At 53.8% G+C, this 12,703-nt stretch carries 12 protein-coding genes and 2 pseudogenes; 10 read left to right on the top strand and 4 right to left on the bottom strand.

Features of this window, described 5'->3' with window-relative positions:
- Window positions 1–116: 116 nt before the first annotated feature.
- The 3 genes from BM035_RS20490 (at window position 117) to BM035_RS20480 (ending at window position 1,905) form a co-directional block, all read left to right on the top strand.
- Window positions 117–614 carry a DUF3291 domain-containing protein gene (locus BM035_RS20490; RefSeq protein WP_092034174.1) on the top strand — a complete coding sequence of 166 codons (498 nt, stop codon included), beginning with the start codon at window positions 117–119 and terminating at the stop codon, window positions 612–614.
- 108 nt (window positions 615–722) lie between these two features.
- Complete coding sequence (locus tag BM035_RS20485) at window positions 723–1,412, top strand: VIT1/CCC1 transporter family protein (protein WP_092034171.1); 690 nt, start codon at window positions 723–725, stop codon at window positions 1,410–1,412.
- Window positions 1,413–1,521: 109 nt separating this feature from the next.
- Window positions 1,522–1,905 carry a hypothetical protein gene (locus tag BM035_RS20480; protein ID WP_092034169.1) on the top strand — a complete coding sequence of 128 codons (384 nt, stop codon included), beginning with the start codon at window positions 1,522–1,524 and terminating at the stop codon, window positions 1,903–1,905.
- A gap of 390 nt (window positions 1,906–2,295) precedes the next feature.
- Here the strand turns inward: BM035_RS20480 and BM035_RS20475 are convergent.
- Window positions 2,296–2,520 (bottom strand): annotated as a pseudogene (locus tag BM035_RS20475) (IS110 family transposase); the annotation flags it as partial.
- Between the two features lie 125 nt (window positions 2,521–2,645).
- On the opposite strand from BM035_RS20475, the gene BM035_RS20470 reads away from it, so the two are divergent.
- Complete coding sequence (locus BM035_RS20470) at window positions 2,646–3,077, top strand: transposase (RefSeq protein WP_136629444.1); 432 nt, start codon at window positions 2,646–2,648, stop codon at window positions 3,075–3,077.
- Here BM035_RS20470 and BM035_RS20465 read toward each other — a convergent pair.
- On the bottom strand, window positions 3,074–5,962 hold the full coding sequence (locus BM035_RS20465) for a Tn3 family transposase (RefSeq protein ID WP_092034164.1): 2,889 nt from the start codon (window positions 5,960–5,962) through the stop codon (window positions 3,074–3,076). The two genes, BM035_RS20470 and BM035_RS20465, sit on opposite strands and share 4 nt — an antisense overlap.
- Before the next feature lie 94 nt (window positions 5,963–6,056).
- On the opposite strand from BM035_RS20465, the gene BM035_RS20460 reads away from it, so the two are divergent.
- On the top strand, window positions 6,057–6,662 hold the full coding sequence (locus BM035_RS20460) for a recombinase family protein (RefSeq protein WP_041932919.1): 606 nt from the start codon (window positions 6,057–6,059) through the stop codon (window positions 6,660–6,662).
- A gap of 30 nt (window positions 6,663–6,692) precedes the next feature.
- Here the strand turns inward: BM035_RS20460 and BM035_RS20455 are convergent, their stop codons facing one another.
- Both BM035_RS20455 and BM035_RS20450 read right to left on the bottom strand, forming a co-directional pair.
- Window positions 6,693–6,986: a metal-sensitive transcriptional regulator gene (locus BM035_RS20455; RefSeq protein WP_020932524.1), complete on the bottom strand. Its 294-nt coding sequence runs from the start codon at window positions 6,984–6,986 to the stop codon at window positions 6,693–6,695.
- A gap of 283 nt (window positions 6,987–7,269) precedes the next feature.
- Complete coding sequence (locus BM035_RS20450) at window positions 7,270–7,479, bottom strand: hypothetical protein (protein ID WP_136629442.1); 210 nt, start codon at window positions 7,477–7,479, stop codon at window positions 7,270–7,272.
- A gap of 217 nt (window positions 7,480–7,696) precedes the next feature.
- Between BM035_RS20450 and BM035_RS20445 the strand changes: the two genes are divergently transcribed.
- From BM035_RS20445 to istB, 5 genes and pseudogenes are all read left to right on the top strand, one after another.
- On the top strand, window positions 7,697–9,538 hold the full coding sequence (locus tag BM035_RS20445; protein WP_441295086.1) for a copper resistance system multicopper oxidase: 1,842 nt from the start codon (window positions 7,697–7,699) through the stop codon (window positions 9,536–9,538).
- The gene (locus BM035_RS20440; protein ID WP_092034159.1) at window positions 9,531–10,295 is read left to right on the top strand and encodes a copper resistance protein B; all 765 of its coding nucleotides are present in this window, start codon (window positions 9,531–9,533) and stop codon (window positions 10,293–10,295) included. The genes BM035_RS20445 and BM035_RS20440 overlap by 8 nt, the downstream gene beginning before the upstream one ends.
- Window positions 10,296–10,341: 46 nt before the next feature.
- Window positions 10,342–10,809 (top strand): DUF2231 domain-containing protein, encoded by a 468-nt coding sequence (locus BM035_RS20435; protein ID WP_092034156.1) that lies wholly within the window; start codon window positions 10,342–10,344, stop codon window positions 10,807–10,809.
- Window positions 10,810–11,105: 296 nt separating this feature from the next.
- Window positions 11,106–11,876, top strand: a pseudogene (istA, locus tag BM035_RS20430) (IS21 family transposase); the annotation flags it as partial.
- Window positions 11,873–12,676, top strand: a complete 804-nt coding sequence (gene istB, locus BM035_RS20425) for an IS21-like element helper ATPase IstB (RefSeq protein ID WP_052479629.1) — start codon at window positions 11,873–11,875, stop codon at window positions 12,674–12,676. The pseudogene istA and the gene istB, both read left to right, overlap by 4 nt.
- Window positions 12,677–12,703: the final 27 nt, after the last annotated feature.

Genomic DNA, 12,703 nt, shown 5'->3' with positions numbered 1-12,703 from the left:
ATCAGTCAGACTGAATTTAACAAGGCCAGGCACGGCGACGCCTACTACATTGCGGCTTCGCCTCCATTTCGTAGCCGCGCATGCTGGCGGCGTTAAGTGTTTTCAGGGAGGAAACTGTGAGTAAGTATCATATTGCGCAACTCAACATTGCCACTCTTTTGGCTCCGATTGATTCCCCGCAGCTTTCGGATTTTGTTGCGAATCTCGACAGGATCAATGCGTTGGCAGAGGAGTCTCCGGGGTTTGTTTGGAGGCTGCAAACCGAAGAAGGTGATGCCACCGGCATTGATTATTTCGGCTCCGATAAAATCGTGAATCTTTCCCTCTGGGATTCGGTCGAGGCTTTGCACAATTACGTTTATCGGTCTGCCCACGTCGAGATCATGCGCCGCAAGAAAGAGTGGTTCAACAAAATGGGTGAGGCATATATGGTGCTTTGGTGGGTGCCTGCCGGTCACATTCCGTCAGTCGAAGAAGCAGCGCAAAAGCTGAACATTCTGCGAGAGCATGGCCCAACCGCGGAGGCTTTCACATTCAAGAAAGCATTCCCTGCTCCCAGCGAACTAGCCAGTGTGCCAACCGATACTTGGGGTGGTGAATGTCCAGCCACTTAACAAATCAATTAAGTTCGTTCCGGCCTGCGGCCTCCACCGGACGTCCCTGTCGGGCCGCCGCTTATTTCAGCGTTAGGCGCTACTGCTCACCTTATATTTGGACTTCGCATGAGACACTCTGAAAGACACAAAACAGATCGAATCGGTTGGCTTCGTGCTGCGGTTCTTGGTGCAAACGACGGGATTGTATCTACTGCGAGCCTGGTCTTGGGGGTGGCAGCAGAAGGGGCGGACTCCAAGGCTTTGTTAGTCGCAGGCGTAGCTGGTCTCGTTGCAGGTGCTATGTCGATGGCAGCAGGTGAGTACGTGTCAGTCAGCTCTCAAGCCGATACGGAGGGGGCCGACCTTGCCAGAGAGAAAGCCGAGCTGGCTGATGCGCCTGAACAAGAGCATGCGGAGCTTGCCGAGATTTACGTCAGGCGCGGGTTAGACCGGGCGCTCGCAGACAGCGTAGCAAGTCAACTGATGAAGCAGGATGCACTTGGGGCACATGCACGCGATGAACTTGGCATCTCAGAGGTCTCTACGGCCCGTCCAATTCAGGCTGCATTGGCGTCGGCAGGCACATTCTCGGTAGGTGCGGCCCTTCCCTTATGTGTCGTCCTATCGTTTCCGGAGTGGTTACTTATGTGGGTCGTCCCTGGCAGTTCATTGGTGTTCCTTGCCTTACTAGGCTCATTAGCAGCGAAAGTCGGCGGCGCTCCTGTTCTTAAGGCCGCCTCTCGGGTCACGTTTTGGGGGGCTCTGGCAATGGCTTTGACGGCTGGGGTCGGTGCGCTCTTCGGTGTGGCCGTATGATTTTCTGGCGGTGCATTCTCTCGCCTAACAAGGCGCTGCTGTCGGACAAATTCTCCGCTGCGCTTCAAATTTGCCGCAGAGCGCGGCGTTGGGCGCATAGGGAGAAGTTGTGAAAACCGATAAAGCGGCGAAAGTAATTGTTGAACTGGCGCAAGAATTTATTTCCGGCATACAGCGGATCTCGCCTACGTGGAAGCAGGCTTACTGGCGCTTTGAATCACAGGAATGCCGTTTCGGATCGAACGCCTCAGTAGTTACTCATGATGAGGTTCTCTTAGTTGATCCGTTCCGGGAAAAGGCTTTGTTCGAGGCTTTGAACTCATTGGGCCGTCGACTTTGGGAACTAGAGTCAGCACGTAAGAAGGAATTTTGTGTGTGCCTTCTCCGCGTCGAGAACACGTTCGACTATGACATCGCTTTTGAGAGGGAAGACCCTGAAAAATGGCGGATCACCAAACTTGACGGGAACTCCGGTATACCGGAAGGGGTATAAAAGTCTCTATCCTTCAGTTTCCACTGTGACCCGCCCAACAAGTCGCTGTAGTACGCGGCCGATGGCCGCCGGACGCCCTTTTCATTGCGGCTTCGCCTCCATTACAAGGGCGCCGCTAAGCTCAGCTACATGGACTCCCCCTGCGGTCAAGCAACGCCATTTGAATTCGAAGCGGTTTGAGACTGCAGCTCTACATTCGGCCTCTTTGTGGGCATTGTTGCCCGGGCCAGGATGATGATGCGTGTGAGTGGTGACCTCATTCGTTAGTCGGCTTGTATCAGCCGCAAAGCTTATCAGGTTCAATCACTCTCGGTCTGACCGTTCCGTCATCGCTTGCCGTTGCAGGACTCGGCTGGCAGGCGTGTTCTGCCTGTCGTTGGTGCTCGGTTATCAGCCCTCTACAGGCTGTGTTTTAAACTCACTTTGGTTCATCAGTAGCGCCCAGATAATCCGGGCATTCTTGGCCGCTAATGCGACAGCGGCTCTCTTATACCCGCGACGTTCCACCAACTCTTTTGCCCAGCGGCTGAGCCGGTCATCTTTATTGGCCAGCTTGGCAATCACCGCCCGCGTGCCATGGATTAACAACGTTCGCAGGTATTTGTCTCCGCGCTGTCAGCAACAGTGCTAAAAGTCCGTAAATTGTCAGGATAGATTGTCCTCCCGACCCGCATGGCCTTTTCTTGAAGGTGACGAAACCTGAAAGGAAAAGACTCATGCAAAGCCGAGAGGACTTTCTCATGATAAAGCAACTACGGGTACAAGGGGCACACATCGTGGACATTGCCCACCGGATTGGCTGTTCAGAACGCACGGTGCGACGTTATCTGGCCCTGCCAGCACCACCGACGGGCAAGCCCAAAACACGCCGGCCCAGCAAGCTGGATCCCTTCAAGCCTTTTATCGATCAGCAGTTGGCGAATGAGGTCTGGAACGCCGAGGTCATTTTCCAGCAGTTGCGGGAACAAGGGTACAGCGGCTCCTCAACGCTGGTCCGCGAGTACATACAACCCAAGCGCCCCCTTCGAGCCAGTAAGCAAACGGTTCGATACGAGACGCAGCCGGGCAAGCAGCTTCAGCATGACTGGGGCCAGCTCCGGACCGAAATCGGTGGCCGGATCTGTACCGTCAACATGGGGTTGTTTGCGGGAGGGGGCGAAATGACACCCTAAGCATCGGGCCAATGGTATTCACCAGTTAGATTGATATGCTCCCACCCCAGAGGGGATACATGGGGCAGTAGATCGGGATTTGGTGCCTCACCGGCATTGGTGAGTGTCTCGACAATTTCCCCCAGCTTTTTGGTGTTCCAATAGATAATGATTGCCGCAATGAGATTCATCCCAGCAATTCGATAGTGTTGTCCCTCAGAGGATCGATCACGAATCTCACCTCGACGATGAAAACTGATTGCGCGCTTTAGGGCGTGGTGTGACTCACCTTTGTTGAGCCCCATCTGTACGCGCTGTTGCAACTCAGCGTCCAACATCCACTGCATCATAAACAACGATCGTTCAACTCGACCGATCTCACGTAGGGCGACAGCCAGTTCATTCTGTCGCGGGTAAGCAGATAGTCGTTTTAAGAGCTGACTGGGTTTCACTGTGTTTGCCGCTGCACTTGCTGATAACCGGAGGATGTCGGGCCAATTGCGTACGATAAGGTCTTCGTTGATCTTGGCCGCAACCAACGGCCTCAGTGTCTTGTGTACCTCGCTTGGATTAAATGCATACAGGCGTTTCGCCGGTAGATCGCGAATACGAGGTGCAAAACGGTAGCCCAGCAGTGAGCACATGGCGAACACATGATCGGTAAACCCACCGGTATCTGCATATTGTTCCTTCACTCGCCGTCCGGCGTCATTCGACAACAGTCCGTCGAGAATATAAGGCGCTTCGTGTGCTGTTGCCGGAATCGCTTGCATCGAGAACGGAGCATACTGATCGGAGACATGGGTATACCCCTTTATCCCTGGGTCTATGCCATAGCGTCTGTTCACCACATTCATGGCTTTGCCAGGCCCTGAGGCTCGGAAGAATTGACCATCGGCCGACGCGGACTCTCCGGGCCCCCAGACTTTGGACATAGGCAGTCGACTTTGCGCGTCTACGATCATCGCAAGTGCTTGCCGATAGCCATCGTCTTGTACGTGCCACCGAGAAATCCTAAGCAACTCCCAGAAAGAATGCGTGGTAGATACGGCACCCATCTTGCGAAGGCCCAAATTGACGCCGTCACTGAGTAGTACGGTTAGGAGCCCGATTTGGTCACGACACGGCGCTCCTGTTCGCAAATCTGTGAAAGCTTCTGTAAACCCGATTTCACGGTCTACCGACAACAGAATGTCAGTGACCGGTGTTTGCGGTACACGCCGGTACAAATCCATGACTAGCTGATGGGCATTGTCGGGCGCCTGTTTCTCCAATTTGGAGAGTTTGAGTACGCCGTCTTGAATTAGCCCGTTTGGTAGCCGGTCACGGCGTGCGGCTTCGCCTGTGGCTTCAAATGCTTGAGCCAGCACCTGTTTCCGTTGCGTTAACCAGTCGAGAGGGTCCAACGGTACTGCCAGTGCTGATGACGTTGCAACGGCGTTAACCGGTATCAACTCTTTCGATGGCTCTGCATATCGACGGCTATTTTTTAACCAGATGTCGCCTGCCCTAAATGCATCGCGAATAGCGAAAAGAATCGCAGTTTCCCAAGTTCGACGGTCTGTGCGCTGCAACCTCTTTCGCCATTTGGGTCTAGCGAAGGCTATCGGTAGATTGTTTGGTAACCCCCGATTATTCGATCGGTTCAGTTGTTGGAGTGCGTTAATTGCTTTGAGTATCGGTCCTGCTGACTGCGCACCTTCGATCGCGAGTGTGTTCAGAAACCGTGGTGCATAGCGACGAAATCTAGCGTAGCCACTGTTCACAAAATCCAGAGGATCGGCTCCAACTTTGGCATTCACAGCGGTGGCATCTTCGACCAGGCGATTGAATACCTCCCAGCCGCAATCCTGTTCAATGGCTGTGTCGACGGGCTCGCCGGCTTCTCGCGCCGCGATGATCGATGCGCCTACTTCGGAAAAAGTTTTGAGTGTTTGTTGGATGAGCGCACGTTGATCGTTAATTTGATCATCTCTAAAACGCTCAGAAGCACGGTACAGCCGACCCACAATTCGATCATGGGTTTCGACGATGGCGTCACCGATTGCGCCATGCCATTCAACACCACAGACGACTAGTATCGCCAGTTTTCTATGCGTAGGTAGATCACGCATGCCATCGGCATAGTAGCGTTCACCCTGGCGACGAAGGCGGGCTACTCTGTGCGAGGGCACACCCTGAAGCAAAGAAGGGCTGAGTTCCAAATCAACGATCCGTTCCAGCCGATCGAGCAACCCATTGACCACCCGTGAGTTGCTGCCCGGTTCGTGTTGGCGCAACCAGACGAATCGGGTGACGCCTGTCACCGTTGTTTCGCTGAGCAATGCGGTGAGTCTGTCCACTGTGGTGTTGTCGAGACGATCCGCGATGCGCCTAGAGATACGATTGTCGGCGGCGACCAGAGCATCTGCACACAATCGTTCAACCGTTGAAGGTGCCGGTACAACAATGCGCCGAAGGCGCATTTGGGCGACCACTTCGCGTGCCAACCCTTCGTTAGAGTGGGCCTGTTCAGCGGCTGATGCCAGCCACTGGGCGAAATCTAGGTCAGAAGCCTGATAAGTTCGATAGCCGTATAGATTCTGGAGCGACACCGAATGCTGATAGCGTGTCTGCCGTCTCTCCGCATAGTCGGCAAGGTCGCTTTTCGACAAACCCAGTTGCGCCCCAATAAATTTGATAATTGGGTCTGGGATGAATTCGCCTGGTTGGAGTAGTCGACCGGGATACCGCAAGGCACATAGCTGCAATGCGAAACCCAATCGGTTGCCGGGGCGTCGCCTTGTTTTGACATGCTGCATGTCCTCGTCACTCAACACGTAGTGGCGGAGCATCGAGTCTTCATCCGCTGGCAATCCGAACAGTGCTTCCCGTTGTCGTTCGGTCAGAATGGTGCGTCTTGGCATGCGATACTGTCCCAGTTAAACTAAAGGCTAAACAGGACACCAATCCAGCCAGTAAACATGCGGCTTTGCAAGCCTTGAAGAGAGGTAGGTTTAATTGGGACACCGGGTAGCCATTTATTGTCGAGTGTCGACAGCTGATCAATCGTGTGCGCGGCAGGCACGCGATCTTCGAGCATTCGCTAAGCGAGCGAACTACGACGTCATTGGAGTTTTCAAGGAAACGGGGTCAGGTGCGAAATTGGATCGCACAGAACGAAAGAAAATTATGGCCTTGGCGCAACGCCGGGAAATCGATGCGGTAGTCGTGACAGAATTGTCTCGATGGGGTCGATCAACCATCGACCTGCTCAACACGCTCCGCGACCTGGAAAACTGGAAAGTCTCGGTGGTCGCCATAAGCGGCATGACCTTTGATCTATCGACATCCCATGGTCGGATGATGGCAACCTTTCTATCCGGCATCGCAGAATTTGAACGTGATTTAATTAGTGAACGCGTAAAATCCGGTCTTGCTGCAGCAAAAGCTCGCGGCAAAAAGCTGGGCCGAAAGAAGGGCTTCCGCCCAAAATCCGACAAACTTTCACCTAAAGTGCTTCACCTCATTGAACAAGGTAAGAGCTATCGATGGATTGCACGGGATCTCGGTATTAGCAAGAACACGGTCTCTGAGATTGTAAAACGCTCACGCGAGGCGGCCTAGACGCAGGCACTTTTTCTCGGTACCAGACCCTCAGCGACCTCGTTCAAACAGATCGACGAGTTCAACGATCTTATCTCTTTGCTCATCCAAAGAGCCTTCTCTAAGTGCACCTTCAATACAGGAATTTGCATGATCACGTAGAAGTTCGGTTTCAACTTTTTTCAACGCGGCTTTCGTGGCCTGAATTTGTTGCAAGATGTCGACACAGTAGCGACCTTGTTCCAGCATTCGATCTACGCCGCGGACTTGACCTTCGATTCGCTTAAGGCGCCTCGAAATCGCTTTTCGAGAGGCGGGCAAATCTGATTTTTCAAGGTTGGACATGGTGTTATCACTCGGTCGACATACTCCTTAGGAGTATACAACGACCATCAGCTTGATATCAGTCTCGAGTTCTCACGTGACCGTTGATGCGCAGCCAAGATTGAATGATTCTAATCCTGGTCGCTTGGCCTTGTTAAATACGCCGGGGGAGTATATTGTGGCAAGCATGTCGATCCTCCGCCTTTATATATCTTCGTTTCTGGTCCTCCCCTTGGTCTTAGGCGCGGGTGTCGGGGTGTGCTATGCAAATGCAAGCACAGGGATAGACGAACATGCGCATCATTCAGTCGATGGTGGACCGTGCGATGGTGAGTGTTCTTATGACCATTGCTTTACCCATTGTGCGGTTAATGCCACAGAGCATCTCCAACAGGATGCCCTCCAACCGACGACGCGCATCGATGACCTCGACGACAATCTTGTCGCTGTATTCAAATTCAGTGAATCCATATGGCCTCAAGCGCAGGTCACTTCGAACTCGGCACGCGAGCATGTTCCGCCTCAGAGAACAGTCGATTCGCCAGTTCATCGTTATGATCGCCTGCTGAATTAGCCTGCCAACTTTTTGATGTCAGTGGCCTATCGTCGTCATTGACTGGATAGTGCCAATTTCCAAAACTAAGTTATTCCGCCAGGGCGTGCTTTTTACGCCGGGATAGCGCGCAAGCAACCAAGATTATTTGTTGGAGCGAACAATGAACAACCAAACGATGTATTCGAAATCAAGACGCCGCTTTATAACGCAAGCGGGTGCTACAGGTGCAATCCTTGGGCTCAATTCTTTGGTCCCGGCTTTTGCCGGAGAAACCTTAGGCTTAGGCTTACGCCCCGAACAAGCAACCGGCCCGATTGATCTCAATATTACCCGTCAGCCCCTTGATATTGGCGGGCGAATGGGCGATACGGTGACGATCAGTGGTTCCATTCCCGGTCCGCTTGTTCGCCTAAAAGAAGGGCAGGACGCAGTTATTAGGGTCACAAATCAACTGGATGAAGACACTTCCATTCACTGGCATGGCTTACTGCTCCCCTATGAAATGGATGGCGTCCCCGGTGTCAGCTATGCGGGTATCAAGCCAGGTGAGACGTTTCGTTACGCCTTTCCGGTAAAGCAAAGTGGCACGTACTGGTATCACAGTCATTCTGGATTGCAGGAACAGCAAGGTCACTATGGGCCGTTAATTATTGATCCGATTGCCCCCGAACCGTTTGCATACGACCGCGAATATGTGGTCATGCTTTCTGACTGGACGTTTGAGAACCCAATGAGCGTTCTGAAGAAACTGAAGAAGCAAAGCGATTACTACAACTATCAACGCCGAACAGTTCCCGAGTTGTTTAACGATGCTGAAGAAAACGGTTGGGGTAAAACGGTTCGAGAACGCATGGTCTGGGCGCGATCGCGGATGGCGCCTACGGATATCGCCGACGTAAGCGCTGCGACCTATACCTATTTAATTAACGGAATGGCACCAGATTCCAATTGGACAGGCTTGTTTCGGCCGGGAGAGCGCATACGCCTGCGGTTTATCAATGGCGCTGCGATGAGCTACTTCGATGTCCGCATCCCGGGACTGAAAATGACCGTGGTACAAGCAGATGGGCAGAATGTTCAGCCGGTCGCTGTTGATGAATTTCGAATTGGCGTGGCGGAAACCTATGACGTCATTGTCGAGCCTGTCGACGAGGCGGCATACACGATTTTCGCAGCCTCCATGGACCGCAGCGGTTATGCGCGCGGAACCCTGGCATCCAAAGCAGGGCTCGAGGCAGCAATACCGCCGCTAGGCAATCCTCCGGTGCGCACAATGAAGGATATGGGCATGGGTGCGATGGCCATGCCGGGTATGACGTCGGCACCCAAAGATGGCGTGCCTGCGATGAACATGAAAGATGGGACTATGGCGATGCCGGGTGAAATGCCTGCTAAGAAGCAGACGATGGACAGTATGGACATGTCACGCAATAGAGGCACTGGCATGTCAACAGCATCATCGCCAGTAAAGCATGGCCCGGACCGTCACGGTAAAGGCAACACAATGGTTGCTGAATTTCCGAGTAATCGCCTGAGCGAACCGGGTGACGGACTGGAGAACAATGGCCGTCGCGTGTTGGTGTACACCGATTTACGCAGCCTGTCGCCGTATCCCGATCAACGGACTCCGGAACGCGAAGTAGAATTGCACCTGACCGGCGTGATGGATCGGTACATGTGGTCGTTCGATGGTAAAAAGTTTTCTGAAGTGGATGGTCCTGTCCACTTTAAGTATGGCGAACGCCTGCGCTTGGTGCTGGTCAACGACACCATGATGGAACATCCGATTCACCTGCACGGTATGTGGATGGAACTCGAGAATGGCGCCGGTGAATACCGGCCACGCAAACACACGCTCAACGTGAAGCCTGGTGAGCGGCTGACCGCGCTGATCAGTGCAGATGCCCCCGGCAACTGGGCCTTCCACTGCCACCTGTTGTATCACTTGGACATGGGTATGTTTCGAGTGGTGTCGGTGACCAATGATGCAGTGTCATCGGAGAACCGCAATGGATAATCAATTGCTCACCACATCCCCCTCGATTCGAATTGTGCTAGGCAGCTTTTTGATTGTTCTCCATACGTTTGCTTTTGCGGAGGAATCCGGTTGGCCGGAACCCGTTGAAGACAACTTACCGCTGGGTATGATCATCGCAGACCAGTTCGAGTATCGCGATAACGACGGCGCCGATACGTTGCGCTGGGATATGCAGGGCTGGTATGGCACCGACACCAACAAACTGTGGATGAAATTTGAAGGTGACGACCAAACATCAGCAAACGGCGGCGAGTTGGAACTTCAAGCGCTCTATAGCCGAATGATCGCGCCGTTTTGGGATTTGCAGGTCGGCCTGCGCTATGACCGACAGTATGGCTCTGGCCCCGATCAGGATCGCAGTTTTGCGGTGCTGGGCGTCCAAGGTTTAGCGCCTTATCGATTCGAAGTCGAGCCCGCCCTCTTTATCAGCGAGGATGGCGACGTCTCGGCTAGATTAGTAGGCACTTACGACCTGTTGTTCTCGCAACGCCTCATACTGCAACCTCGATTTGAAACCAATATTGCAGCCAGTTCAGTACCTAGATTTGGCGTCGGTAGCGGGTTGAATGATGTGCAACTAGGTCTGCGATTACGTTACGAAGTTCGTCGAGAATTCGCGCCTTATATCGGCGTCAGCTGGAAGCGCCAATATGGCAACACGGCTGATCTGACCCGTGCCGACGGCGGAGACGTTGACAATCTGGCATTGGTTGCCGGCTTTAGAGTGTGGTTCTAACTCGTGCACACCAAATATTCCATTTATTTCATAGGAGCTATACCCAATGTTACCGATTGAACAAATCCACCCATTGATTGTGCATTTCCCAATCGTCTTTGCGTTATCGCTGGCGGCGTTCGATTTCGTCGTTGTTTCTCGGGGTGTGTCCCTCGATGGTCGCGGTGCTATTGCTAATATCTCGGCTGGACTCGGGCTAGGCGCGGGGCTGGCCGCCGCAGTCGCTTTTGTTTTTGGTGACCTTGCGCTCGATGTCGCGCTGGCCAACGGTACGTCCCTTGCAATATTAGAAAGGCATGAGGAGTTGGGAAGTATTACAGCAGGTGTCTTAGTGGCTTGGGGGCTGCTACGCGCAGTTATTTGGTGGCGAGGCACCGTTCTATCGAGGCGCCTCTGCTGGGGTGCAGTGGTATTCGAGCTGGCGATTGCAGGACTGATCGTCACAACTGCTTATTTTGGTGGTCAACTCGTCTATGAATTCGGCGTCGGTGTTTCGTTGCCGTCGGGACTTTAGACTGTTTTGGTTGGGGCATGAGTCTAAATGGTTGGACTTTATTGTCCGCGTTCACTGATATGCGGAACCTGTTAGTCACCTAAGAGGGCGAGTCCTTTCTCACAGACAATACTTGTGAGCTGTGTTGACCATTGAGAGAGGGGGCTGAATATCAATTTGGCTTACATTTATGTCCTATGGCCGATTCCATTTGGATGTCTAAAAAAGATAACTACTGAGGGCATCCTTTTTAATTGAATTTCTGCAATAGACGCTACCCTTCGGGTGTCATTTCGCCCTCTCCCGCAAACGACCCCAACATCGCGGTGAACGTGCTGGGCTACTCCCGATACCTTCACGTCTGGGCCGGCCCACGCCAGGATGCGGAACACACCTACGAGTCCCTGGTGCAAGCCTTCCGGTACTTTGATGGCGTCCCCGCCAGTGTTCTGGTGGATAACCAGAAGGCGGCGGTGGTTCGTCATGACCGTGATGGCAAGGTCACCTTCAATACCGGCTTCCTGGAGCTGGCCAATCATTATGGGTTCGTTGCCAAAGCCTGTCGCCCTCAGCGCCCCAGAACCAAAGGCAAGACCGAGCGGATGGTGGGCTACGTAAAGCACCACTTCTTCCAGCGGTACCGCAGCTTCGACAGCTACGCGCACCTGAATCAGTTGCTGGAGCACTGGTTAACAACCTGTGCCCATCAACGTCTGCTGCGGCAGTTCCAGCAAACACCGCTGGAGCGGTTCGACGCCGAGAAGCCACACCTGCTGGCAAGGCCAGCAACGGACTTCGACACCCGATACTACGATGTCCGCCATGTTAGTTGGGATGCCTACATCGATGTGCGGGGAAATCGGTACAGTGTGCCCGCCCAGTGCTGTGGGCAACAGGTCACGATCCGCATCAGCCTGGACGATGAACTGACCGTCTACGACATCCGTGGCCAGGAAGTGGCTCGCCACCGACTCACGGATCGCAAGGACGGCTGGCAGGCTATTGAGGACCATCATAGTCCCTTGTGGCAGGACGTGATGCCGGTGCAGCACCGAAGCCTGGCGGTGTATGAGGAAGTGCTGCAATGAACCTTGACCAACTCCTCGACCGGCTCAAGATGGACCACCTGCAAGCCACGCTGGACAGTCTCTGTGAACACGCCAGCAAGAAAGACCTGAACTACCGGGAGTTCCTGGAACAGGCCCTGGCCCAGGAATGGGGTGGCCGCCACCAGAAAGGCCTGGATACCCGCCTGAAACAGGCTCGCCTGCCCTGGATCAAAACCCTGGAGCAATTCGACTTCAGCTTCCAGCCGAGCATCGACCGCAAGCTGATCCGGGACCTGTCCGGACTGGGGTTCGTGGAGCGCAATGAGAACGTTGTGTTACTGGGCCCGCCCGGGGTGGGTAAAACCCACCTGGCTGTCGCACTTGGCGTGAAGGCTGCCGAAGCCGGGCATCGCGTTCTGTTCATGACTCTGGACCGCCTGGTCAGCACCCTGATGAAAGCGCGGCAGGAAAACCGGCTGGACCGTCAGCTACAACAACTGACTTACCCGAAGGTCCTGATCCTGGACGAGATCGGTTACCTGCCCATGACCCGGGAGGAAGCCAGCCTGTTCTTCCGGCTGATCAACCGTCGTTATGAGCGCGCCTGCACCATCCTGACGTCCAACAAGAGCTTTATGGACTGGGGCGAGGTGTTCGGAGATCAGGTCATCGCCACCGCAATACTGGACCGGCTGCTGCACCACTCAACGACACTGAACATCAAGGGCGAGAGCTACCGACTGAAGGACAAACGGAAGGCCGGACTCGTTCCCGGTACTACTCAACAACAGGAGGAATCTGACGACCCGGACACTCAAAAAGCGGTCACTGAAAACTGATGAAAACCGGACAATCTAAACTGATAA

Source organism: Marinobacter sp. DSM 26671 (assembly GCF_900112835.1).
GTDB lineage: Bacteria > Pseudomonadota > Gammaproteobacteria > Pseudomonadales > Oleiphilaceae > Marinobacter > Marinobacter flavimaris.
Note: the sequence above shows the minus strand (reverse complement) of the source record. Positions and strands in the feature narration are given on the sequence as shown.

What these genes read in the sequence shown, in the direction of transcription:
- BM035_RS20445 (WP_441295086.1), top strand. Translation starts at nt 7,697, where the DNA reads ATGTATTCGAAATCAAGACGCCGCTTTATAACGCAAGCGGGTGCTACA.
- istB (WP_052479629.1), top strand. Translation starts at nt 11,873, where the DNA reads ATGAACCTTGACCAACTCCTCGACCGGCTCAAGATGGACCACCTGCAA.
- BM035_RS20450 (WP_136629442.1), bottom strand. Translation starts at nt 7,479, where the DNA reads ATGCTCGCGTGCCGAGTTCGAAGTGACCTGCGCTTGAGGCCATATGGA.
- BM035_RS20435 (WP_092034156.1), top strand. Translation starts at nt 10,342, where the DNA reads ATGTTACCGATTGAACAAATCCACCCATTGATTGTGCATTTCCCAATC.
- BM035_RS20455 (WP_020932524.1), bottom strand. Translation starts at nt 6,986, where the DNA reads ATGTCCAACCTTGAAAAATCAGATTTGCCCGCCTCTCGAAAAGCGATT.
- BM035_RS20440 (WP_092034159.1), top strand. Translation starts at nt 9,531, where the DNA reads ATGGATAATCAATTGCTCACCACATCCCCCTCGATTCGAATTGTGCTA.
- BM035_RS20465 (WP_092034164.1), bottom strand. Translation starts at nt 5,962, where the DNA reads ATGCCAAGACGCACCATTCTGACCGAACGACAACGGGAAGCACTGTTC.
- BM035_RS20485 (WP_092034171.1), top strand. Translation starts at nt 723, where the DNA reads ATGAGACACTCTGAAAGACACAAAACAGATCGAATCGGTTGGCTTCGT.
- BM035_RS20470 (WP_136629444.1), top strand. Translation starts at nt 2,646, where the DNA reads ATGATAAAGCAACTACGGGTACAAGGGGCACACATCGTGGACATTGCC.